This is a genomic window from Lacrimispora algidixylanolytica (genome assembly GCF_003609635.1).
Lineage (GTDB): Bacteria > Bacillota > Clostridia > Lachnospirales > Lachnospiraceae > Lacrimispora > Lacrimispora algidixylanolytica.
Genome location: NZ_MCIA01000010.1, coordinates 64,619 through 89,806, shown reverse-complemented (window position 1 = coordinate 89,806; position 25,188 = coordinate 64,619). Strand labels below are relative to the sequence as shown.

Here is a 25,188-nt window from a genome sequence, read left to right as displayed (position 1 = left end):
TTTCTCCCCTGTATTCATAATACTTCTATTTTAATATTTCTGGAAGAAATTGTCAAAAGAGAGACTGGCTTTTTTAATCGCATCTATTTGATGATCGTTTAAGGCTTCCGTTGGGGAATTATCATCTGAAGTATCCTCATTTTCAATGATGAGAACACTCCCCTCTTCGTCCAATGCATGGGTGTGCCAGACCCCTTTTTTCACATTATAAAGCTGGTTCTTTTCCATCATCACCCATTTGATCTCTTCTGGATACTCTCCATCTCCGCCTGTGAACAATACGCAATTGCCTTCCATCAAAACAAACACCTCATCTGTTTTTAGATGCCTTTGCATGGTAACCAGTTGATCCACCCTTACATCAAGGCAATACCGGAGCACTGCAACTCTCCATGCTTCATAAGCAACAAGGGGCGTATACCCCTGTTGCTGAATCTTAATGATATCAATACCAAGTTTTCCCATATGTTACTCCTTACTTATGAGTATTCAAACACACTCTAATTTAAAGTGACTTCAATGGTATGCAATTGCTGTTCTGACAAGCTGATAATATCTTCTCTTCGTATCATCTGCTCTTGGTTTTGGGGCTTATAAGGAACTCCATCTATGGTAATTTTTGATACCTGATAGATGTCCGGTTCTAACTGTCTTTCATTTTTGTATCTGATTTTTAGGTGTCTTCCTGCGAACTCCATGGAAGCAGATGCTTGCTTCTCTTCATCAAACTGCTCGTTTAATAGCTGGGGCAAAAAGGCTAGATTCCCGTAATATCCTCTGATCCCAAACATTTGAGTGATGACCGTAACAAGATACCAGCTTGCCGCACCTGTCAGATAGTGATATACGCCTCTTCCATTGGCATCAATATATTCCGGGATTCCAGGATAGATTTTGCTCTTCTCAAAGTCATTGCAATGGTCAAATAAGGAAATCAGCGCTCCATACCCTTCTCTTGATGCGTTGCGCCTATATAAAGCATTGCCAAACATAACCGCCATGTGAGAAAATACAGCACCATTTTCCTTATGCCCATAGGCAAATCCAAACATTCTGCCCAGATCCATCTTCACTTCATGAAAATCTGTGTTTAGGCGGTATCCTCCAATTTCTCTTCGGTACAGGTATGCATTTGCCGATTTTACAATCTCCTTGACCTGAAGATCCGTTGCCGTCTGGGACATCAAAGGAAATACCTGGCTGGTGAGCATCATTCGAATCCCTGTCTCAGTCTCTCCCTCCACTTTGTTTCCAGAATTATCATAATATCCATTGTACCAGCCATGACCTTCTTTGGAGGTGACCCATTCCGTTTCCCGGATATGATTGTAAATCCAAGCCGCTTTCCCCCGCAGATCTTCCTGTAACTTCTCACCGCTTATAGCAACTTTTTCTCCTGAAATCTGGTGAATGCATTTCCTGCAATAATCAGCCAGTATCTCTGTCTTTTTGGCGATATCGTTATAAATCAACACACTTTGTCCAAGTAAAACAAAGATCTCCTCTGAAAGCTCAAAGGAATCTACGCCCTGCTTGTTTAATTCTATCAGAAGATTTGCAATGCCCTCTAAATTGGAGGCGTACATGGTGGTAAAAGCCACACTCTCCCCTCGCTCACTGGCTAAATCAAGAGCATCATTCCAGTCCGCACCTCTGATACGGATATGGTTGTGCTCTCCTACATCATAAAAGGAAGTGAGGTTTTGAATAAGCAAATGCTCTAAAATAGTACCGGAATATATCTGACTGCTGATCTTCTTTAGGGCTTCTCCTTCATTCTCACTCCACTGAGAATCCTTTTCTTCTCCTCTAGACGCCTGCATATCCTTAAAATAAGATTTCTCCTCTAATAAGATGCCAAGGTCCCCAGTTTGATGTATGTACAATTCTGTGGTTAAAAAGGGCCATACTCCATGGTCCATCCATACCCTGGTGATGTTATTCCTATCTGCGATAAACTCTCCCTGCCCGCTCCCAATTATGGTGGCATTGGTTCCATCAAACCGGACTCCCCCGAAGTTATCCAGTAACATCTGGCGGACTCCTTCTGGATTCATCATAAGAAGGGCGAGACAATCCTGCCAAAGATCTCTCCAGCCTCTTCCCCCTTTCCCATAGTCGTGATGGGGCAAAAAGGAACAGCCATAGATTCTTCGCAACATGGGCTGAAAGCTCACCCACTTCATCCAGTGGTTAAACTCAGAATTCCCGGTCTGAACGCTTATATTCACCTTTTCCTTCCAGTACTCTTTTGTTTTCTCCCAGCACCGATCAAAGGCTGTTTCCGATAGGAAACCACAGCAGTTTTCCATTAAATCTTCTTCTGACTTACCATACCCCATGGCAACTACATAGGTAATGGTTTCCTGAGGGGCTACTCTACATTCTGGAAAACAAAGGCCGCCTAATGCTTCATAACCACCCGTCTCATAATTGGCACTCTTTACGTTTAGACAGCTTTCCCATAAAGCCCTTGGCGTTTCTAAATTACCCCCTTCGCCAATGAAGTCTCCAAGAACCGGATAATACCCCATAGGCTTTTGAGTTTCATTTCCTCCAAACACTCCATAGGAGCGATGATTCCTTTTGTGCCCCCGCTCATCAAAGGTCATGGTGGGAATCACCATCACGCCGTTATCGGTTGTTTTGATCCGGTGCAAAAGGGCGGTCACATGGCGGTGATCTCTGATGTTATCCGCAGACCGGGCATACATAGGAATGGCTGTGATCATTTGTAAGTTCTTATATTCAGAGGAAATGTTTTCAATCTGGATTTTCATTAACTCCACGGTCTCACCAGTGGCAGGAACCACGCTGCTTATTTCTGCTCTTAATCCATTTTCTTCTGAGATTCTGGTGATCTTATGATGCATGAATCCTGCCTCTAGAACCACCGGTTCCTTGTACCTTGAAAACTTCTTCGCCTGTTGCCAGGCAGAGCGTCCGGTCAAGGACCATAACTCTTTTCCATTGATTCTGCACCATATATTTCTGGATGATCTGTCATTGTGAAGATTTTCACAGCTTACAGGCGGTAGTAAAAAAGAATTTTGATCCATCTTACTGTCTCCTGAAAGATCTGGTGATACACTGCTCATGACCCCAGCTTCATTGGCCAGTGGAAAATACAGTCCACTGACCAAATCTGGATTTTCCATGATAAAATTCCCCTGTTCCCCTAATCGTTCATACTTCATCCCAGTTTCCTTCCTTTCATCCTGATAGTTACTTAAATTATATCCTATGTGGATGGATTACTGAATCAAAATATTTTGCAAAAAAGGTTATTATTTTTACTTTCAAGATCAAAAAAAGAACCCTGAGTGGATCAGGATTCTTTTCATCATTATATTTTACTAAATAGCACTCAAAGGGTGAATAAACAACCCACTGCGCAGCTTTGGTTCAAACCAGGTAGATTTCGGTGGCATCAAAAGACCTGCGTCCGCTACCTGAAACAACTCTTCAATGGAGGTAGGATACATGGAAAATGCCACTGTCATATCTTCAGAACAACGTTTTTCCAGTTCCTTCAGTCCTCGGATTCCTCCAATGAAATCAACCCGCTTATCCACTCTCGGGTCTTTGACACCAAGTATGGGATCAAGCAGTTGATCTTGAAGAAGGGATACATCTAGCCCTTTCACCGGATCCTTTGTTAAAAAAGAATCTTTTATGGTGAGCCGGTACCACTTCTTATTTAAGTACATGCCAAAGGTTGCTTTTTGAACTGGAGAACAAGCTTCTCCTCCCAAGGCTTCCACAAGAAAGGTTTCTTCTACTTTTTTTAGATATTCTTCCTGAGAAAAACCGTTTAGATCTTTTACCACACGATTGTATGGCATAATCATAAGCTGTTCATCTGGGAACAATACGGAAAGGAAATAGTTGAACGGTTCTTCCCCTGTATATCCTGGATTTTCTTCCCGGCGTTTCAATCCTACCTTTACGGCAGAAGCGGCTCTATGGTGTCCATCCGCAATATAAGTAGCTGGAACTCCAACAAATGCCTCTTCAATCTCACCAACCGTTTTCTCATCCGTTACCTGCCATATCTTATGGCTGACACCGTCTTCAGCCGTAAAATCATACAGAGGTTTTGTTCCAATCACTCGGGTTACAATTCCGTTGATGTCTTCTTTGGAACGATAAGCCAGGAATATAGGACCAGTCTGGGCATCAGTCCGGTCTACATGACAGATGCGATCCAATTCCTTTTCTTCTCTGGTATTCTCATGCTTTTTAATGATTCCCTGTGCATAATCATCGATGGAGGAGCAGGCCACGATTCCGGTCTGGCCCCTTCCGTCCATGATCAGCTCATAGATATAGTAAGCTTTTGTGCTGTCTTTTATTAAAGTTCCGTCTGATATCCAGGCGTTAAGTAACTCTCTTGCTTTTTCATATACACGGCTGTCATACGTATCCACGTCATCGCTAAACTGGGTTTCCGGTCTATCGATATTAAGGAAAGACTTTGGATTAGAAGCAGTTATCTCACATGCTTCTTTGCGGTTGTATACATCGTAAGGAAGAGCTGCCACCAGATGGGCAGATATTTCATCTGGTCTAACGCACTGAAATGGTTTTACAATGGCCATAGTTTCTCCTTATTTAATTACCCGCACCCGTAAAACGCCTTTGATGGCATTTAACTTCTGGATGCTCATCGCATCGGATGCCTTTTCTAAGTCAATTAAGGTGTAAGCATATTTTTCACGGCTCTTATTGGTCATGTCCGTAATATTCACATCTCCTGCTGCAAGAGTTCCTGTAATCTGTCCAATCATGTTTGGAATGTTCAAATGAAGAACTGCAATACGGCTCTCTGTCTTACAGATTCCCATGTCACAAGCTGGGAAGTTGACTGAATTACGAATGTTTCCGTTATCGATATAATCCATGATTTCTTCCACTGCCATCTTAGCACAGTTATCTTCTGACTCTTCTGTCGAAGCTCCAAGATGAGGAATGACCATAGCTCCTTCTAGATGAGCGGAGGTCGCATTTGGGAAATCCGTCACGTATTTTTTCACTTTTCCAGACTTTAAGGCTTCTTTCATATCTTCTTCATTGACCAGAATGTCTCTTGCAAAGTTTAAGATCACAATACCGTCTTTCATGGTGTCAAAAGCCGCCTTATTAATCATGCCTTTGGTGGTATCAAAAAGTGGTACGTGAACGGTGATGTAATCACATTCTTTATAAATGGTATCTAAGGAAGTGATATGTTTGATATTTCTTGAGAGGCCCCATGCTGAATTGACAGAGAGGAAAGGATCGTATCCATAAACCTCCATACCAAGGGAAGAGCAGGCATTGGCAACTTCTGCACCAATGGCACCAAGACCGATAACACCAAGCTTTTTGCCCTTAATCTCACATCCAGCAAATGCCTTTTTTGCTTTCTCGGCAGATTTAGCAATATCCTCATCATCTGCGTTTGCCTTACACCATTCAATTCCACCTGTGATATCACGGGAGGAAAGCAGTAAACCTGCAATCACCAGCTCCTTGACTCCGTTGGCATTGGCTCCTGGTGTGTTAAATACCACGATTCCTTCTGCCGCGCAAGCATCAAGAGGAATGTTGTTCACTCCGGCTCCGGCTCTTGCTATCGCTAAAAGGCCTTCTGGTAATTCCATCTCATGCATGGAAGCGCTGCGAAGCAGTACGCCCTGAGCTTCTTTTATATCATTTGTAAGAGTATATTCCTCTGTTAGCAATGCCGTACCCAGATGGGATATCTCATTTAAGCAATGAATCGTTTTCATATGACCCGGTCTCCTTCCCATTTGCCTATTTGGCATGTTTCTCTTCGAAATCCTTCATAAATGCCACTAATTTCTCTACGCCTTCTGTTGGCATAGCGTTATAGATGCTGGCGCGCATTCCGCCTACACTTCTGTGGCCTTTTAAGTTTTCAAAGCCTGCTGCCTTAGATTCCTTCACAAAGAGCGCATCAAGCTCTTCATCTCCGGTAACAAATGGTACGTTCATAAGAGAACGGTCCTCTTTCACTACAGTTCCCTGAAACATCTTACTCTGATCCAGGAAATCATATAACATGGCTGCCTTTTTCTCGTTGATTTCTTTCATCGCTTCCAGACCGCCTAAATTCTTTAACCATTTAAATACCTTACCGCAGATGTAAATGCCATATGCTGGTGGTGTGTTATAAAGAGATCCGGTATCCACATGTGTCTTATAACGCAGCATGGTAGGGGTACCTGGCAACACATCTTCTGTCACTAGATCTTCACGAATAATGGCAATGACTACGCCTGCAGGCCCTACATTCTTCTGGGCTCCAGCAAAGATCAAACCATATTTGGAAACGTCAACAGGCTCGGATAAGAAGCAGGAGGAGAGGTCAGCAACCAAATCTTTCCCCTTTGTATTAGGAAGGGTTTTATATTTTGTACCATAGATGGTGTTATTCTCACAAATATATACGTAGTCTGCATCCTCTGAGATTGGCAGATCCGTAACATCCGGGATATAACTAAAGGTCTTATCGGAACTAGATGCAACTGCATTGGCTTTTCCATAAAGCGAAGCTTCCTGGTATGCCTTTTTTGCCCACATTCCTGTGATGATATAATCGCCGACGCGATTCTTAAATAAGTTCATCGGAACCATGGCAAACTGCTGGGATGCACCTCCCTGTAAAAATAAAACCTTGTAATTGTCCGGAATGTTAAGTAATTCCCTAAGATCAGCTTCTGCTTCATTGATGATGGTCTCATACGTCTTGGATCTATGACTCATCTCCATAACGGACATTCCCGAACCCTTATAATCCATCATCTCTTCTGCTGCTTCTCTTAAGACTTCCTCCGGCAGAACTGCTGGTCCTGCGGAAAAATTAAACACTCTGCTCATATCTCTTCCTCCTCTTTTTCATAGCCCTTGGCTATATCTTTAAATCTTCTGCGTCAAATACTTCCTCGATTGGCGCCCCCGGTGATACCATGGGGAATACCTTATCATCGCAATGTATATGACAATCTATAACAACAGGAACGTTAAGGGCAATTGCCTCCCGAAGTACTGGCTCAAATTCCTCTTTGCTGGTTACCCGGTAAGCCTTTGCTCCCATTCCCTCTGCTATCTTAACAAAATCTACCTGATCATTCAATTCGGTATGGGAATACCGCTTTCCATAAAATAAAGTTTGCCACTGGCGTACCATCCCAAGTACATGGTTATTTAAAACAACCTGGATAATTGGGATATTATATCGGGTCGCTGTTGCTATCTCGTTGAAATTCATACGAAAACAACCATCGCCTGCCACATTGATAACAACCTTATCTTTTACTCCCATTTTGGCACCTATGGAGGCGCCAAGTCCGTAGCCCATGGTGCCAAGCCCGCCAGAGGTAAGGAAACTTCTGGGGTATTTATATTGATAGAACTGAGCCGCCCACATCTGGTGCTGTCCAACCTCTGTGGTGATAACAGCAGTTCCTTCCGTTATCTCATAGATCTTTTCGATGATAAAAGGCCCAGTTAAAATGCTCTTCTCATATCGCATCGGATACATATCCTTTAATCGTTCAATATGAGCCACCCATTCTTCATGGTTGATTGGATCCAGCCTTGCATTTAACTTTCGTAAAATGGATTTTACGTCTCCTACCACGCTTGCATGGGTCTTAATGTTTTTGTTGATCTCTGCGGGATCTACATCAAACTGAAGGATCTTTGCATTACGGGCAAATTTAGATGCCTTTCCTACCACACGGTCACTAAACCTAGCACCGATTACGACTAAAAGGTCGCATTCCGTGATTCCCAGATTGGAGGTCTTAGTCCCGTGCATTCCAACCATTCCGGTGTAAAGCTCATCGGTGCCATCATAGGCACCCTTTCCCATCAGACTGTCTGCAACGGGAGCTTGGATCTTATGGGCAAAGGAGAAAAGTTCTTCCTCTGCGCCAGCAATGATGGCTCCGCCTCCTACAAAAATATAAGGCTTCTGTGCTTTGCGGATCATGGTCAGGGCTGTTTCTAAGTCTTTCTCTGTAATGGTATCTTCCTGACGGATGATCGGCTCTGGCTCCTTATATTCATAATCATAGGTTGCTGCTGTTACGTCCTTTGTAATATCAATAAGAACGGGGCCGGGTCTTCCTGTCTGTGCGATGACAAAGGCTCTCCGTATGGTATCGGTCAGCTTTGTGATATCCTTCACAATGAAATTATATTTCGTAATTGGCATCGTTACGCCAGTAATATCAATTTCCTGAAAACTATCCCGTCCAAGAAGAGGAAGGGCTACGTTACAGGTAATGGCTACCATTGGAATGGAGTCCATATATGCAGTTGCAATTCCAGTTACAAGATTCGTAGCACCAGGTCCTGAGGTAGCCATACAGACTCCCACCTTGCCCGTTGCCCTGGAGTATCCGTCCGCCGCATGGGCCGCTCCCTGCTCATGGGCCGTAAGGATGTGGTTGATCTCATCTTGATGCTTATAAAGGGCATCGTAAATATTCAGGATCGAGCCTCCCGGATATCCAAAAATGGTATCCACTCCCTGCTCCTTTAAGCATTCGATTACAATCTCTGCTCCTGTCAATGTCTTCATAGGCCGCTCCTTTTCTTTATAATTCAAGAATTGCCCCCCGGCTGGCCGGGGCTGCCATGGCCGCATAACGGGCCAGATATCCTGTGGTTACCTGTGGCTTTCTTGGCTGCCATTTTTCTTTTCTGGCTGCCATTTCTTCATCTGATACCAACACATCGAGTCTGCAGTTGTCGATATCAATGGAAATGATATCTCCCTCTTCCACCAAAGCAATGGGTCCTCCCACTGCGGCTTCCGGACAAGCATGACCAATGGAAGCGCCTCTGGAAGCTCCGCTGAAACGTCCGTCTGTAATAAGGGCTACGGAAGAACCAAGTCCCATACCAGCGATGGCTGAAGTAGGATTTAACATCTCTCTCATACCAGGACCACCTTTAGGTCCTTCGTAACGGATCACAACTACATCTCCTGCTACGATTTTTCCGCCCTTAATCGCTTCAATGGCATCCTCTTCGCAGTCAAACACTCGTGCTGGACCTTCGTGCTGAAGCATCTGGGGATCCACGGCAGAACGCTTTACAACGGCTGAATCAGGAGCTAAGTTTCCTTTTAATATAGCGATTCCTCCGGTGTTGCTGTAAGGATTTTCCACGGTACGGATTACCTGTGGGTCTCTGTTGACACAGCCCTTAATATTCTCTCCTACGGTTTTGCCTGTAACTGTCATGCAGTCTAAGTCTAAAAGACCAAGCTTGCTGATCTCATTCATAACCGCATAAATACCGCCCGCCTCATGTAAATCTTCTATATAAGTAGGGCCTGCTGGAGCTAGGTGGCAAAGGTTAGGTGTTTTTGCGCTGATTTCGTTGGCGATTTCTAAGTTTAGTTCCACGCCTGCCTCATGCGCAACGGCTGGGAGATGAAGCATACTGTTAGTGCTGCATCCAAGAGCCATATCCATAACCAGGGCATTGCGAAATGACCTTTCATTCATAATATCTCTAGGACGGATATTCTTCTCTAACATATCCATAACAGCCATTCCTGCATGTTTTGCAAGCTTAATTCGATCGGAATATACGGCAGGAATGGTTCCATTTCCACGAAGTCCCATTCCAAGTACCTCTGTCAGACAATTCATGCTGTTTGCTGTATACATTCCAGAACAGGAGCCGCAAGTAGGACAAGCACTCTGCTCGTATTCCTTTACTTCCTCTTCTGTCATCTTTCCTGCGGAGTATGCACCTACTGCCTCAAACATGCTGGAAAGACTTGTTCTGTGCCCGTGCACACGACCAGCTAACATTGGTCCGCCACTGACGAACACTGTGGGTACATTAACGCGCGCGGCTGCCATTAAAAGTCCGGGAACATTTTTATCACAATTGGGGATCATAACCAGAGCGTCAAAAGCGTGAGCGGTTGCCAGACATTCGGTGGAATCAGCAACTAAATCTCTGGTTGCCAGGGAGTACTTCATACCGATATGTCCCATAGCAATTCCGTCGCAGACTGCAATGGCCGGAACCATAACCGGGTTACCACCTGCCATGGCTACACCCATCTTAACAGCATTGGTGATTTTATCCAGGTTCATATGTCCTGGGACGATCTCATTATATGAACTGACGATTCCAATTAAAGGCTTCTCCATCTCTTCCTCTGTCATTCCCAACGCATGAAACAGGGAACGATGAGGTGCTTGCTGCATTCCTTTTTTTACTGAGTCACTCTTCATCTGCTGCACACTCCTTTTTCGTTTTCTGATGATATGGAAATCCGGGAGAGGTCAAAAACCACTGGTTTTCTTCCCCTTCCGGCAACGATTGGCAATTATTTTATAATCCGTTTTGCAATTAAATCTCCCATCTCTGTGGTGGATACTTTATTTTGACCTTCCGATAAAATATCTGCGGTCCGATATCCTTCCTGCAATACCAATTCCACTGCTTTTTCCACTGCTTTCGCTTCTTCATCTAGATCGAAGGAATAACGAAGCATCATAGCCGCAGAAAGAATGGTTGCGATGGGGTTTGCGATGTTCTTTCCTGCAATATCCGGAGCCGAACCATGACTTGGTTCATACATTCCGAATTTACTTTCATTCATACTGGCTGAAGAAAGCATTCCGATGGACCCGGTGATCATACTAGCCTCATCTGATAATATATCTCCAAACATGTTTTCCGTCAAAATCACGTCAAACTGTCCTGGATTCATGACTAACTGCATGGCACAATTGTCCACCAACATATGGCTTAAGCTGACTTTGGGATAATCCTTAGCCACCTCTTCCACTACCTTACGCCAAAGTCTGGAGGAATCCAGCACATTGGCTTTATCCACGCTGATCACTCGTTTTTTCCGCTTCATGGCAATTTCGAAGGCTTTTATTGCAATTCGTCTGATTTCTGTTTCATTATAAGTAAGAGTGTCTACGGCTGTCATAACTCCGTCTACCTCTTTTGTAAAACGATCTCCAAAGTAAAGTCCACCTGTCAGCTCTCTCATGATTACCATGTCAAAGCCTTCTCCAATAATCTCTTCCTTTAAGGGGCAGGCAGCCGCCAGTTCTTTATAGAGGTAAGCCGGTCTGATATTAGCAAATAAATTAAGACCTTTACGGATGGATAGTAGCCCCGCTTCAGGTCTGAGATTCGGTGCCACATCGTACCATTTTGAATTTCCCACATCTCCACCGACTGCGCCAAGGAGAACGGAATCACTATTTTTTGCTGTTTCTAACGCTTCGTCTGTCAATGGAACGCCGTAGGTGTCGATGGAAATACCGCCCATCAAAACCTTTGTATACTGAAAGTCATGACAATATACACTTCCTACTTTATCAAGGACTTTCTTGGCTTCTCCAATGATTTCAGGCCCGATCCCGTCGCCAGGGATCACTGCAATGTTGTAATTCATCTCATCTTCTCCCTCTATATCACTGTACTATGCTGATGTATTCTTATCATAATAGAACATTTAATGATATTTTTCAACTAAAATCAAATATTTTTACTGGAAACTTATATATGAGAATGGAATTGAACCTATGAATCAGGGTTATAAAAGAAAAAGACTCTGCCCGGCTCCTTCTCCATCAAATGGTGAAATAACAGCCAGGCAAAGCCTTTTTAAGTAAGTGATCTTATGGTTATCTGTGGCTTTTCGTACACAATTTCAGTGTGATACGGGTGCCTCTCATCTCTTACAAATACAAAACTCCCTGGAATCAGACTGGTGCTTTCAGACTGATTCTAAGGAGTTATCTAAAATAATATTAAATATAAAAATAATAGGAGTTTATTAGATACTCTAAATTTCTTTTTACTGCACAGGATAATAGGTGCTTTTTAATCGGGGTTATGGTATTTTCTTTCTTTTGATATCCGCTAAGGAGTTTTAGATATCGGTTTTTCTCCGGGGCTGTACTGTCTTTGCTAATATATCCCCACACATGTTCTGCCGCATTAACCTCTGCCCCCATATCCTCCTCTAGAAGCATTGCAGTCTCTATCAAAGTATAAAATTCTTTTGCAACAGGAGCCTTTTTGTCTTTTAACAGTTGCCTGATCTCCGTATAAATTCTTGCAGAATGGCTTAAGACATAGTACTTATATCTTGCCCACTCCGGTTCAAGCTCGGCTGCGGTTGCATTGAGGTAAATAGCGTTTATGCATTTCATGGCTGAAAGGTTTTTATCTTTCACTTCCAGCATAATATCTGTATCGGGCGGAACAAACGGATAGAATTTTTCAAAGTTATTTAGAAATACAGTTTCTGAATGACCTCCTACGGGAGAATTTTTCCCTTGCTGAGAATAATGGATCTTTTGTCTACCGTCCTCTAGTTTCCAGGTTTTTCTGCATTCCAGCATCCATTCTTGTTCAGAGAGGTTTGGTATGGAAGGATTGATCTCATTATGGAGATTATCAAAAACAACGGGGGAGCCAGTTTGATGGGCGATATCAAGAACTTCACTTACTGTATAGCTCTTGTCATCATTTTCCAAAATTAGCCGACTCTTTATGGGATCGGAAAGTTTCTTGAAATTCTCTACAAACCGTTTGGAAGCTTCCTTTTTATCTCCGTAGACTCCTCCGATATGAAGCACCATCTTACTGGTTTGGTCCATACCAAGAGCTGTTAAAAAGTGATCATGATACTCTAGGTCCATAATCGCATTTAGAACGATAGCCTGATCTGGAGAATTTAACACCGTATACTGTCCGGGATGCATGGATACTCTGATTTTATTGCTTCTAATCTTATCACCGATTGCAGAAAATATATCTTCAAACTCGTCCCACCATATTAGTTGATTTGATGGATGAGAGCCGAAAGGAATGATATCAGAACCGATTCGAAAAAGATGAATGTCGTGTTTTATATTATAGTCCAACATAGTATCGAAGGATTTTAGATTTTGTTCGATCAGAATTCTTAATTTATCTTCACTGGCATTCTTCAGAATACATCTTGATAATTCCGTCCCCGGAACTCCTATTAATTGACAAGCGTATCCAATAGACACTCTAATTTCCTCCTGATATACATGAATTTGGCTCCCAAAGTAAAACATAACCATATCACATAAAGTATCTCCAAAAAACTTGTTACTATTATAATATAGAATGTCCTCTAAACAAACAAATAATTATATCACTCGTTTTCATTTGAATATTTTTAAACAAGAAAGAGTCTGACTTGTCAGACTCTGGCGCTGACGCGCTGTCACTTTAGTGACATCTTCCTCTTAAGCGTCATGTGCATCCTGCACGGAGTGCTTTTTATTTTATAGGGGAGTTCGTAGAACTTTCCTATAAAATAAAAAGAGTGCGAATCTCTTAGTGATTTTACATTCACTTATGATTCGCACTACTCCTCTTAGATGACCGAGATATAAAGTTATCTGCAACATATGATTTACAATTCAAAAACATACTCCACTACATCTTCTAACAATATCATATCTCATAGCATCAATTGCATAACCGTCCCATAATTTCATCTATAAAAACAACTACACCTGCTTATCCACATTCAAACACTTATCCACGGAAGCCTTATCAATCTCATTAATATAAGAAGAACCTTCCGTCCTTGTATAATAAGCAGTAGAGTCCTGATTGAGCGATCCTATGGACAGATGAAATGTCTCTTCCTTCCCATTCTTTTCATAAGTATAATTGATCTCCGCCAAAGGTTTCTCCAGCCCATAGCTACCAAGCTGGCTCTCCTCTGCCTTATAATCGGCACAGCTCTTCACCTTCAAACCGCTTATGGAATCAGCCAGAACATTTAAGGGGGAATTTTCCTTTAACTTGTTGCTTTCAGAATCAACAGAGTCCTTATACCATTCAATGGTTTCGTCCTTATCACTTTTATCAGCCTTATCAGTCACCTTTTTCAAGTAATGACTGGTGGTACCATTTTGTGTAATGGTGATGGTCTTGATATCGGTCCCTTGAATTGCAGGAAATTCTTCTAATGCCATAACTTCATTAAGTCCACCTTCTGTCTCACTAAAAAGGGAGGAGCTAATCAAATAAGGCGTATTTTCTCCCTGAATAACCGCATAATAATTCCCATCCTCTGTTCCATTTCCAATAAGAATCACGGATCTTTTTCCATCACCTGCGGTTACTTCAACTTTTCGAATGGGTTTATCCAGGCCATAGGCACTTAAGGCATCTGCTCCCTCCAGCTTTCTAAGCGCTTCCAGCTTTGAAGCCGTAGAAGCCATAGCCTCTAATTGAACCTGCTTCACCGGGAAACGGTCATCGCTGTCGTATTTCCAGACTCCGTCCTTTTTTGTAAAGGATAATTCCTGCCCATTGTTATCATAAGACACTGCCTGGATATCAGAGAGATCTGTCATGTAAGTTTTATCTGCTTCCTTTTTCTCGTTCTCCTTTTTTTCCGTACCAGTTAGATAGAAATTTACCCCTACATAAAGGGCGCAGAGAAGGATAAGGGTACAGGCACTGTAGATCATACCTTTTTTCTTCTTCATTTTACCCCTCCTCTTACAGTCGTCTGCGCTTTAGCCAGATAACTAGGCCAGTACCAAGGGTCAACGCTGGAATTACTAAGACAAATATTACGCCCCATAAGCCACCTTTGGTAACCGTGTTATATCCCACATCAAGGCTCTTGGAAGGGATTGAAACATTCGTGACATCCGGGTAGTTTGCAGTCACTGCATTCATGAAAATATTCATGTTATTTAAATTAGTAAAACTGGTATTTACGCCCTCATCAATCAAAGATGGTGTGGTAAGGACTGTCAAACGTGAAGCGCCAGAATCCATTGTTTTCTTTGCAACTGCTCCCAAAAGATACGTACCTTTTGTCTGCTTATCAGCCGTTACCAACATACCACCCTCACTTGTTTCCATAAATGGAGTGACTTCCACGCCCTGAGGCAACGTAGTTAACTGAGTCATAGCGCCAGACTGGAGAACCAAAGAAGCACTTTTTGCGTCCGTTCCCTGTGTCAGCTCATTTCCAGCAGGAAAGGTAGGGAAGATGTAATAAGGGTTATTCTGATAAAAGTTCTTGGTATCAGCGGCAAGTCCGTTTTCCAGATTAAGACCAAATTCATTGATAATCTCGTTTAGATTTGGGCGATCCGTTTCTGAATATCCTGCAAGAATCATTACATTTCCGCCACCACTTAAATAATCAGAGACCATCTTCTTTTCATCAGCGGCCAAATCCGATTCTGGGGCATTCATAAGAAGAAGTTCACAGTCTTTTGGAATGCTGCCTCCTGTGAGCAGGTTTAAAGGAGCTACCGTCAAGTTTGATTTCTTCAGCATATCGGAAACCGTTGCTCCAAATGTAGCCTCTTTATGACCTTCCGTTACATAGATCTTTTTTTCCACATCATTGGTCACATGGGAAATGGCACTGGTAAGCTGACCTTCTCCGTCAAATTCCGTTTCCTTTATCTGACCGGAACTATAATAGGAAGCTTGATCCATTTTTATAATGCTACTAAATGGAACTGCTTCTGTTTTGTTGTTAGCTTCACAGCTAACAAATAAAGAGTCATCCGTTGCCTTTAATTTACTTACCTGATCTGGGTGAAGAACGGAATCCAAGGTCTCCACCTTAACGTGAGAGGATAAATCCTCGTAGCGTTTTACAAAGCTGGTGATCCTTTTATCCACAGCAGAAGGATCGCCCACTACATAAATGGTCACGTCCTTATCAAGGCCCTTAACCAGATCATTTGTGGTCTTTCCTAGGGTATAGATCTGACTGCTGCTCATGTCCCACTGTCGCACTTTTTCCGGAAGGCGGCCAATAATCATATTCAATACGACTACGGCTGCGATTACAATGACGGAAAGAATTGCCGTATATCCGCCTTTTTTAAATTTTCTGGTCATTTCCATCCTCCTAACTCCACCTGCGTTTTTCTATGGACTGTACGGTCAAAAATATCAGCACAAATATAATACTGATATAAGAAATCAGACCGCCTGCGTCAAAGATGTAATGACTGGCAAAATTTTGGAATACCTGGGTGATGGATACTTTCTCCAAAAGATTGACTAGCGCCCGGTCAAGAAGATTTCTTTTTAGAAAAAAAATTCCTACAATCGCAAGTACCCCTGCTGCCTCTAAACCAATCCCCAGAAGATTATGGCTGGTGATACGGTACACAATACTAACATATAGAGTCCATAGAATCAAAAAGCCTATGGCAGATGCGGATGCACTGGACGGTAAAAATCCCACCAGATTTGGCCATAACAACAGAAGTAATATGACTCCAAAAGTCCCGACAGCCGCAATGATCTGGCTTTCCGTCAAAGATGAGAGTAACATACCAATGGCAATGTAAACACAGCCAAGAAGAAAGAATGCCAGCATAGAGGCATAATCTGCCTTTAGGTGTGCCGTGCCGTTCATCTGAATGATAAGGGGGCACACACTGGTAAGAAGGACTGGTACCAGAAATACAGTGACCATGGAAAAGTATTTTCCTAAAACCACCTTGGTAACAGACACAGGGGCGGTCAAAAGGAGCTGATCCGTCTTCGTCTTCCTGTCATCTGCAAAACTTCTCATGGTAAGTACCGGAATCCCAATCATAATGATGGTAACCATACCAGAAAGAGTATAGGAAAAATACGGATAGCCGCTCATCATGTTATAAGCCATAAAATAAATTCCGATAAACAGCACCATAAAGGCTATGAACACATATCCCGTCATGGACTGGAAATGGGATTTAAGTTCTCTTCGATAGATCGCACTCATTCTGATTGATCCCCCTCTCCTTCTTCTTGTTCCGCATCTGTATGACTCCCAATTGCATCATCCTTCTTTGATATGTTTTCCTGGATATCCTCTGGCTCATCAAGATCCTTCACACTGGCTGGTTCCCCATCTTTTGTAAGTTCAAGGAACACATCCTCCAAAGAAGCCTTTTGAGACTGCATGGACAAGATAGGCAATCTCTTATCTGCAAAAGCAAAGAAGATACGCTCCCGTATATCTTCTTCCTCCTCGTCCTCACCACTTCGAAAACTTACTAATGCCTTACAGATTCCTTCCTCACCACTTTCTAAGACAGCGATCGTATCTACCTGGGAAATGGCTTTCAACGTGGCTTCAACCTCTTCTCTGGACGCCTTAATAAGAAGTTCCATACCAGAAGCCACTGCCATCTGACGCTCTAAATTCTCTGGAGTGTCACTGGCAATCAGTTTCCCTTTGTCAATGATCATGATATGGTCGCATACCGCACTGACCTCGGATAAGATATGGGAGCTTAAAATTACGGTATGGTTCTTTCCCAGTTCCTTAATGGTATCCCGGATTTCTATGATCTGTTTGGGATCAAGTCCTACGGTGGGTTCGTCTAATACGATGACAGGCGGAAATCCGATTACTGCCTGGGCAAGCCCCACTCTTTGCCGATAGCCCTTTGATAAGTTTCGAATCAAACGACCTTTCACGTCTGTAAGCTTAGCAAGTTCCATGACCTCCAAGACTGCTTGTGTTCTTTCTTTTTTCGGAATCTTTTTTAATTCTGCAGCAAATATGAGCTGTTCCTCTACGGTCATATCCACATACAATGGCGGAAGTTCTGGAAGGTAACCGATGCACTTTTTCGCTTCCTCAGGTTCTTCTAGTATGTTGTGACCATTGATTAACACATCCCCTTCAGTCGCACCTATGTATCCTGTCATAATATTCATTGTGGTGGATTTTCCAGCTCCATTTGGCCCTAAGAAGCCATAGATCTGACCATCATAAATCGTAAAGTTTAGATGGTCTACTGCCAGATGTCCGCCGTAATCCTTAACCAGGTTTCTGACTTCAATCAACTCTTTCTCCTCCTGTTCTATCTCGCTTTTTGCGCTCTTCTTTAGATTAAAAGGGAATTGTGAAAAATGTGTGATATAGTTTTGTTGATTGTGTGTAAAAAGTATGAACTATTTCGACAAAAGACGCAGAAATGCCCAGGCAGCAACAGCCGCCCAGGCATTTATAGGGATGGAACAGACTCTTTTGTCTGCACATGATTTAATTTATAATAGAACATATACTGTTGCAGGATTCCTGCATACCCGTGATACCGCTCCAAGGGGAACCCCTGAGGATAATGGCTCTCTAAAATCTGCTTTACATGAGTATCGATTGGAAATGCTCCCACATGATGGAGACCAAAGAGACAGACACAATCCGCTACCTTTTTCCCAATGCCATACTGTTTTAAAAGCATCTCATGAGCTTTATTATAATCCGCCTCTAAAAGTTCCATCAGCCATGCATTTCCTTCTGGCTCACTGGCAAATTCCGCTACGGATAAGATATATTTATCCCGGTAACCAAGGGACATACTAGATAGCCCGATAGAACCAGCCGCTTTTAAGGCTTGGGGGGAGGGGAATGTATGATAAATACGTTCCTCTTCCATAAAACTACCATCAGCCAATAGAGTAAGACCCTTTCCCTGTTTTTCTTCTCCAAACTGGGAGCAAAGCTTTTTCACGCTGTTTCGGATACGGGTAATGTTATTATTTTGAGAGATTAAAAAGGTGATGAGGATTTCCCAAAGATCCTGTTTTAAGATCCGCACGCCCCAGCCCCATTTTACCGCTTCCTTTAAGTAGGCATCTTCAGAATCAACATGGCTTTTATAGCCTCCGTAATCGGCTTCCAGATCAAAATATCCAGCCCAAAAACGGTGAAATTCCTCTTCCTCGCAGGAAAACAAAAAGCTGTCTTCTTCTTTTACTGCTTCTACATAATTCCCAGCTGCAGCTATGGAAAAGATGTCTAAAGGCCCCTCTTTTCTCTCAAAGCGGAAGCATTGACCAGACCTTGCGATCTGATCCAAATCCATATGGTTTATCTGAATCCGGTACATAATATGTATTTCTCCTTAGCTTTACCTGGGCCCCTGCTACGCATTTAGCTGGGACAAAACTTCCATCAAGCGACCAATATCTCCGTCTGCAAAACAATATCCGTCCATTTTGCAGGCTTTGGCTCCCTCTATGTTCATTGGTAGGTCATCGATAAAGAAGCATTCTTCTGGATTTAAATCGAACCGCTCAAAGAAGTGTTCATACATTTCCTTTTGAGGCTTTATACATTTCACCTCTGCGGAAAACAAAATTCCGTCAAAATGTTCAATACCGGGAATCATCTGATAGCAGGTGAGAAGCCTAACAGAAGCATTGGAACAAAGATAGATTCCATAGCCCTGGTTCTTAAGATCCCTTACAACATTACCCATCTCCTCATTTGGCTTCATATTGACTTCGTGCCATTGATGAAAACACAGAGCCGCCATCTCTTTGGCGTGATCCGTTTGTAAACGAGCCTGCATTCTCTTTAGGGCTTCTTCTTCCGACAGGAGGCCCATATCCAAAAGCAGCCATTCCTGGGAATCAAAAACCGTGGCTGTTACCGCTCTCCGCTCTGCCTCGTCTTCGATATAAAGTTTGCAGACTTTATCTCCTTCATAATCAACAAGCACTCTTCCCATATCAAATACAATGTTTCTAATCATCTGTTTTCTCCTGTAGTAATTTGCTTCTTTTCTTGTACCAGTAATAATAAGGAACCTCAACAAGTAACATACAACTCCAACCAGCCAGACAAGCGAATGCAACGCCTGTCAGTCCCATAACTGGAACCAGTAAGGATACAAACACCACCCTGACTGAAATCTGAATCAGCGTGGAAATAAGGGTAATGGACATATCTCCCATACCACGGAAAAATCCCTGCAGACCGTTTGTAAATGCAGGCATCAGATAAAAAAATGCCATCAGCCCCAGATACTTGCTGCCCAAAGGTACCAAACCTGTGTCACCCTCAGATACAAAAAGCCTCATGACAGGCTCTTTACATAATAAGATCACAACACAAATGATCACCCAGTAACCAAACTGGGTGAAAAGTCCATAACGGAACCCTTTCTTTACTCGCTCCTTATTCCCGGCTCCCCGGTTTTGAGCGATAAAGGTCATCATTCCACTGGCAATGCTCTGCTCTGGGGTAAATGCGAAATCATCCACCCGGTTTACCGCATTAAATGCAGCAATGGTGCTGACTCCCAAAGGGTTAATCATTCCCTGAATCAAAAGCTTTCCTATGGGTTGGCAGGACTGTTGCAAGGCTGTAATGGAACCATGTCGCAACGTAAGCCCTAATAAGTCTCGGTCCAAACGAAAATCCTGTTTGCCAAGCCGTAAAAGTGGCACCTTACGGTAAACATGCCAGATACAAAGGACAGCAGAAGCTGCCTCTGCAATAATCGTAGAAAGGGCGGCGCCAAAAACACTCATGCCAAATACACCTACTAGCAGCAGATCAAGTACTGCATTTAAGACAGAGGCAAACGCCAAAAAGCGGACCGGAGTTTTGGAATCTCCAACACTCCTTAAAGCTGATGCCACGGCATTGTAAAAAAAGGTAAAGGGCATTCCAAGAAATATAACTCTTAGATAGATGACTGCATCCTTCATAATCTCTTCTGGCACCTGCAAAAGCCCAAGGATGCTACCGCTAAATATAGCCCCCAAAATGGCTACTGCCAGGGAAAAATAGGTGCCAAATAAAAGGATGGTGGAAACCTCTTTCTTTAACCTGTCATATTTTCCTGATCCGTAGAACTCACTCATTAAAACGGAAGCTCCGATGCAGATACCTGTAATGCCAAGTATCATTATGTTCATCACTGGATTACCAGTTCCCACTGCTGCCAGAGCTTTTTCACCTGCAAATTTCCCCACTACAATAGAGTCCACTGCATTATAGGTGAGCTGAAATAAATTGCCAAGAACCAGAGGAATGGAAAACCCGATTAGCTGTTTGGGGATGTTTCCTTTTGTCATATCTTTCATCATGATAGTATCCTCTGGGCTGCTAATAGCTTCTTAACTGATCGCTGCCATCGTCTTTCGTATTATCTAGTCGTTTTACAACCACATAATATCCAGCTTTGTCACTGATCTTAACAAAAACCCTGTCACCTACCTTGTGGCCCATAACAGCCCTACCAAGAGGCGATTCCGAACTGATCAGCCCTTTTATGGAGTTTCCCCGGACCGTGGTAACTAGTTTATAAGTTTCTACTTCATCATCGTCTTCAAAATATAGATCCACCGTATTGTAAAGGCCGATTTCATCTTCCTTAGAATCCTCGGTGATGATCTGAGCTGTCTTAATCATGCCCTCTAAATAGCGAATTCGGCTCTCATTTAAGTTCTTGTCCTTTTTAGCCGCATGGTATTCAAAGTTTTCGCTCAGATCACCATGGGCTCTTGCCTCTTTTACCGCCTCTAGAGCTTCCTTACGGACCACCAGCTTTCTGTTGCGTATTTCTTCCTTCATTTTCCCGATATCATTTTCCGTTATTTTATCAAACACGTTATCGCTTCCTTTTTCTTTTAATTAATCTTTTGAAGGCTTTTTATTCGAATGGGATAATAACCGATCCAGATAAATGGATTTCAACTGTTTGCTTGCCAGTGCCTGCTTCAAAGGTGGAAGCTTTAAAATCGCCGCAAACAAGGCAGCCATTGCCCTGTGATTTGCAAATGCCTGATTGTCAAATACCAGATTTTGCAATGTTCCCTTTTCAATGGCCTGGAGCACAAAACGGTGGGTACTGTTAACCGGTGTAATAATATGCTTTGGCCTTCTCATCATCTCAATACTCTTAAAGTTGCAGTTTCTGGCACAAACTCCACAGCCGAGGCAAATCTCCGAATCCAGAACTGCCCGCTTTTTCCCGTCTTCCTTTTCTTCCATAGATATGGCAAGGACTGGGCATACTTTGGCACATTTTCCGCAGCCCACGCAACCTTCCGCTGAAATATGAGGGATATAGTTAGTAGTTGCCACAGGCTGCATCGGACTAAATCTCCTGGCCGCCTGTAATGCTTCACAGCAACAGCCGCAGCAATTGCACATAAACGCCGGACGCTCCCTTACATTTTCCCCGATCTGGACTAGATTGCTTTCATAAGAACGTTCTAATGCGTCTAATGCTTCTGCCTTTGAAACCAGCTTTGTATAGTCTCCATGTTCCGATAGCGATCTTGCCACGTTGTCAAAGGTCAGACATACATCCCAGGGAGCATCGATTTCACAGGGGTGATCGGCATGGGACATCTTATGACGACAATAACAAAGTCCAAGACCGATGTACTCAGCCTCTTCGATTATATGTGTGGCCTTTTCATAATCCAGGATATGGTTCGTCTTTTCATTGGTAAGCACCGGCTCCTGAACATAGACTCGTCCAAGCTTTGTCTCCGTGGCAAAGAACAGGTCTTTGATAAAGTCTTCTTCTACATGCATGTATTGATAGTAAAGCTGGCTTAAGTATTTCTGATCAATGTCTCCTCTGGTTCTCATCAGTGCGAATTCAATGAATCCGGCCATAGGCGGTGGCATTACAAACTTGTGTACTCCATCGTGCCAGGAATCCACTAATAATGCTTTCTCGCATAAATGCACCAGATACTTTTCTGCACGGTATTCTGTCGTTCCCCAGATTTTAGCGGCTTTTTTCGCCGTAAATGGACGTACCGGAAGAAGGGATACCCATTTGGCTTCCTTTTCCGTGTACAAAACCTGAAGAATTTTATAAAGCGTCTCTGACTCTGGCGCCCCTTGTGTAAACCAGTTAATTCGGTCGCTTAGATTTAAATAAGCATCCCGGGTTGTCAGATGACCCAAATCTCATTCCTTCTTTCAGACTAATTTTTTGGCAATGACTTCTATACGCCCCCAGGCCGTTCCCACACGACGATAGGATTTAATAGATAGCCCACAAGATTGTGCTAAAATATCCACTCCTTCTTCCGTAAAGCAAACTTCCGAAGCCTCTCGTCTCCAGATAGGAGTTCCTTTTTTCTCTAGACTAGCAAGCGTTTTTTCAAAATCTGGCCCGTCAAACCACAAGACTCCATCATCCGTCAGTCTCTCCGCCGCTCGGGTTAAGACGGTTCTCACATCCCTTGTCTTTGGAATATGATCCAGGATTACAACGGAATATTTCTCATATCCCTTATGACCCTCAGATTCTTCTAGGGTAATTGCCTTTAAGGTATATCCTGTCTTTTCTGCCTCTTTGTATAATTGACTCTTTTTATCTCCAATAAACAACAAAGAGCCTTCTGGGGCAAAACTACTGACATCCTTAAGAAGTCTTTCACACCCTGCCTTCGTCCTACTATGTTCTTTATATTCCTTTAAAAAATTCCTCTCATCTTTTGCAAGATAATAATTTCCGCACTCTTCACATTTCATAAAGATTCGTACCGGCTTTGAAACAGTTTCTTCCTGCTCTCCTGTTTCCATATAGAGTACGGCACTGTAATGGGGAACCCCTTTACCTGAACAGATTGGACAAGTTTCTAATTCCTCTGCCATTAAGTTCCGTATTTCTTTCAATGTTGTAAAATACCACCGGTACAGTCTGTCCTTGAATTCCTGGTCATAGACAAACAGCCAGTTTTTTATAATCTCTGCCATCCATCTGGTCTCATGGGTCACGGATTTATCTGCCTTCATCTCCTTTAGGTTTCCCACCAGAGTCATTAATCCGGAGACAGTATCCTCCTTCAAACGCTTATTTTCCTGGTTGGACATGAGGTGTTCAATTCCTTCCACTACGCTGCTGCATAAGTTCACCATTATCACCAGCTGATTCATTCTGCCTGTTGTCATACCCATTTCCTTTCCTTGGATCTCAGATCTTGTCCATGCATACCTTATTATTTTACATTTTTACAAGAGGAAATGCAAGTTACAAAACAATGGAACTTCCTAGAACGGAACCTATTGATGTAGATATTATTATTTTATAAACTTTGATTTACCACTTGACAATCCCATGCACTTGGTATCATTATATACTTAATGATACATTTATCTATCACTTAAACTATAATAATATCAAAGGACCTAACATGCAAAATCAAGGTAAGAGCAACAAACACAGTGTTATTTTAGAAGCTGCCACGGAACAATTGTCTTTAAAACCAACTTCTACCTTACAAGAAATCGCAGACTACGCAAAGATTGGAATTGCCACACTCCACAGGTATTTTTCTTCAAAAGAAGCGCTCCTTGAGGAAATTGCATTTCACGCCCTTGAATTGGTGGAGTCTTCCATGGAAGAAATCACCTTCTATGAAAATGATATTAACCGTTCCTTTATGGAATTATTTCAGAAGTTGATTCCTCTTGGAGATAAGATTTATTTTCTGGCTTATGCAGCTTCTGTGGATGAAAATCCTGAAGTGGCCTTTCGGGAAGCCGCACTAAAAAAAGTCCTTATGGATTCCATCAGGGGTTGGAAGAAGCAAGGTCTTTTAAAGGATTCTCTTCCGGAGAAGTGGATGCTGACTACCATCTATAACCTTCTATTCGTGGCTTGGCAAGAGATCCATTCGGGAAATATGGCAAAAAATGATGCTGCCGGAATTCTAACTGATACTATTTTAAATGGTTTTTTAAATGTAAATAAAAAAGGAGATTCCTATGGACATTAATTCGCTTACGATTACAAACAGTTTAACTCCAAGACAAAAGAAGGAAACCGCCAGGTTGTTTTTTAAGGCATTTCCAAAGAAGTTTCATTCGCTATGGGTCTTTACAAAGGATGAAAAGCGTGCCGTTAAAGTACTTAGCAGAAGCATAAGATTTAAAAGCGGTTTTTATGCATTAAGCGGAGACCGGGTATTGGGATTTATTGGACTGGAAAAAGGAACCGGGTATTACGCACCAATCTCCTTCCAATCCTTACGGTCAGCCTTTTCCGGATTTTCTTCTCTTTGGAGATATTTGGCTTACTTTGTTATGCGGTTGATCCACGGCGAGACTGATCCAGATGTGATTCACATCGATCCTTTGGTGGTTTCAGAACAGGCAAGAGGTCTTGGTATTGGGTCAAGTCTTTTGAATAAGACTTTTGAATATGCCAAATTTTCAGGCAAAAAGAAAGTTATCTTAGAGGTGGTGGATACAAATCCATTGGCGAAAAAGCTTTATGAACGGATGGGGTTCCGGGTCGTGAAGGAAGAAAATCTGTCACTCTTTACAAAAAGAGCTGGCTTTCAAATTTTTTATCATATGGAGAAAGACATTCTATAGTCTGC

At 42.7% G+C, this 25,188-nt stretch carries 21 protein-coding genes; 2 read left to right on the top strand and 19 right to left on the bottom strand.

Annotated elements, in window-relative coordinates; genetic code table 11:
* Positions 1-30: 30 nt before the first annotated feature.
* The 19 genes from BET01_RS08605 to BET01_RS08515 form a co-directional block, all read right to left on the bottom strand.
* Complete coding sequence (locus tag BET01_RS08605) at positions 31-465, bottom strand: cupin domain-containing protein (RefSeq protein ID WP_120196391.1); 435 nt, start codon at positions 463-465, stop codon at positions 31-33.
* Positions 466-500: 35 nt separating this feature from the next.
* Positions 501-3,197 carry a GH36-type glycosyl hydrolase domain-containing protein gene (locus BET01_RS08600; RefSeq protein ID WP_120196390.1) on the bottom strand — a complete coding sequence of 899 codons (2,697 nt, stop codon included), beginning with the start codon at positions 3,195-3,197 and terminating at the stop codon, positions 501-503.
* A gap of 159 nt (positions 3,198-3,356) precedes the next feature.
* Positions 3,357-4,601, bottom strand: a complete 1,245-nt coding sequence (locus BET01_RS08595) for a DUF1015 domain-containing protein (RefSeq protein WP_120196389.1) — start codon at positions 4,599-4,601, stop codon at positions 3,357-3,359.
* A 9-nt stretch (positions 4,602-4,610) separates the two neighbouring features.
* Positions 4,611-5,774, bottom strand: coding sequence for a phosphoglycerate dehydrogenase (locus tag BET01_RS08590; protein WP_120196388.1), 1,164 nt, complete (start codon positions 5,772-5,774; stop codon positions 4,611-4,613).
* Between the two features lie 25 nt (positions 5,775-5,799).
* Positions 5,800-6,885, bottom strand: a complete 1,086-nt coding sequence (serC, locus tag BET01_RS08585; protein ID WP_120196387.1) for a 3-phosphoserine/phosphohydroxythreonine transaminase — start codon at positions 6,883-6,885, stop codon at positions 5,800-5,802.
* A 31-nt stretch (positions 6,886-6,916) separates the two neighbouring features.
* The gene (ilvB, locus tag BET01_RS08580; protein ID WP_120196416.1) at positions 6,917-8,596 is read right to left on the bottom strand and encodes a biosynthetic-type acetolactate synthase large subunit; all 1,680 of its coding nucleotides are present in this window, start codon (positions 8,594-8,596) and stop codon (positions 6,917-6,919) included.
* 16 nt (positions 8,597-8,612) lie between these two features.
* Positions 8,613-10,274: a dihydroxy-acid dehydratase gene (gene ilvD, locus BET01_RS08575; protein ID WP_120196386.1), complete on the bottom strand. Its 1,662-nt coding sequence runs from the start codon at positions 10,272-10,274 to the stop codon at positions 8,613-8,615.
* Positions 10,275-10,369: 95 nt separating this feature from the next.
* The gene (gene leuB / locus BET01_RS08570; RefSeq protein WP_120196385.1) at positions 10,370-11,458 is read right to left on the bottom strand and encodes a 3-isopropylmalate dehydrogenase; all 1,089 of its coding nucleotides are present in this window, start codon (positions 11,456-11,458) and stop codon (positions 10,370-10,372) included.
* Between the two features lie 358 nt (positions 11,459-11,816).
* The gene (gene uvsE, locus BET01_RS08565; RefSeq protein WP_120196384.1) at positions 11,817-13,070 is read right to left on the bottom strand and encodes a UV DNA damage repair endonuclease UvsE; all 1,254 of its coding nucleotides are present in this window, start codon (positions 13,068-13,070) and stop codon (positions 11,817-11,819) included.
* Positions 13,071-13,559: 489 nt separating this feature from the next.
* The gene (locus BET01_RS08560; protein ID WP_120196383.1) at positions 13,560-14,552 is read right to left on the bottom strand and encodes a DUF4340 domain-containing protein; all 993 of its coding nucleotides are present in this window, start codon (positions 14,550-14,552) and stop codon (positions 13,560-13,562) included.
* 13 nt (positions 14,553-14,565) lie between these two features.
* Positions 14,566-15,936 carry a GldG family protein gene (locus BET01_RS08555; RefSeq protein WP_120196382.1) on the bottom strand — a complete coding sequence of 457 codons (1,371 nt, stop codon included), beginning with the start codon at positions 15,934-15,936 and terminating at the stop codon, positions 14,566-14,568.
* A 10-nt stretch (positions 15,937-15,946) separates the two neighbouring features.
* Positions 15,947-16,813 carry an ABC transporter permease gene (locus tag BET01_RS08550; RefSeq protein ID WP_120196381.1) on the bottom strand — a complete coding sequence of 289 codons (867 nt, stop codon included), beginning with the start codon at positions 16,811-16,813 and terminating at the stop codon, positions 15,947-15,949.
* A complete protein-coding gene (locus BET01_RS08545; RefSeq protein ID WP_120196380.1) occupies positions 16,810-17,886 on the bottom strand; it encodes an ABC transporter ATP-binding protein in 1,077 nt (358 codons plus the stop codon). The genes BET01_RS08550 and BET01_RS08545 overlap by 4 nt, the downstream gene beginning before the upstream one ends.
* Before the next feature lie 161 nt (positions 17,887-18,047).
* Complete coding sequence (locus BET01_RS08540; RefSeq protein WP_120196379.1) at positions 18,048-18,932, bottom strand: DNA glycosylase; 885 nt, start codon at positions 18,930-18,932, stop codon at positions 18,048-18,050.
* Positions 18,933-18,968: 36 nt separating this feature from the next.
* Positions 18,969-19,580: an HAD family hydrolase gene (locus BET01_RS08535; protein WP_120196378.1), complete on the bottom strand. Its 612-nt coding sequence runs from the start codon at positions 19,578-19,580 to the stop codon at positions 18,969-18,971.
* Positions 19,573-20,922, bottom strand: a complete 1,350-nt coding sequence (locus tag BET01_RS08530) for an MATE family efflux transporter (protein WP_330512611.1) — start codon at positions 20,920-20,922, stop codon at positions 19,573-19,575. Before BET01_RS08530 ends, BET01_RS08535 begins: the two co-directional genes overlap by 8 nt.
* A gap of 19 nt (positions 20,923-20,941) precedes the next feature.
* Positions 20,942-21,445: a GreA/GreB family elongation factor gene (locus BET01_RS08525; RefSeq protein WP_120196376.1), complete on the bottom strand. Its 504-nt coding sequence runs from the start codon at positions 21,443-21,445 to the stop codon at positions 20,942-20,944.
* Positions 21,446-21,469: 24 nt separating this feature from the next.
* Complete coding sequence (locus tag BET01_RS08520; RefSeq protein WP_120196375.1) at positions 21,470-22,762, bottom strand: 4Fe-4S dicluster domain-containing protein; 1,293 nt, start codon at positions 22,760-22,762, stop codon at positions 21,470-21,472.
* A gap of 15 nt (positions 22,763-22,777) precedes the next feature.
* Positions 22,778-23,755: a hypothetical protein gene (locus tag BET01_RS08515; protein ID WP_147422800.1), complete on the bottom strand. Its 978-nt coding sequence runs from the start codon at positions 23,753-23,755 to the stop codon at positions 22,778-22,780.
* Positions 23,756-23,997: 242 nt separating this feature from the next.
* On the opposite strand from BET01_RS08515, the gene BET01_RS08510 reads away from it, so the two are divergent.
* Together BET01_RS08510 and BET01_RS08505 are read left to right on the top strand one after the other, a co-directional pair.
* On the top strand, positions 23,998-24,582 hold the full coding sequence (locus tag BET01_RS08510) for a TetR/AcrR family transcriptional regulator (protein ID WP_120196373.1): 585 nt from the start codon (positions 23,998-24,000) through the stop codon (positions 24,580-24,582).
* Complete coding sequence (locus BET01_RS08505) at positions 24,572-25,183, top strand: GNAT family N-acetyltransferase (protein ID WP_120196372.1); 612 nt, start codon at positions 24,572-24,574, stop codon at positions 25,181-25,183. The genes BET01_RS08510 and BET01_RS08505 overlap by 11 nt, the downstream gene beginning before the upstream one ends.
* Positions 25,184-25,188 lie beyond the last annotated feature (5 nt).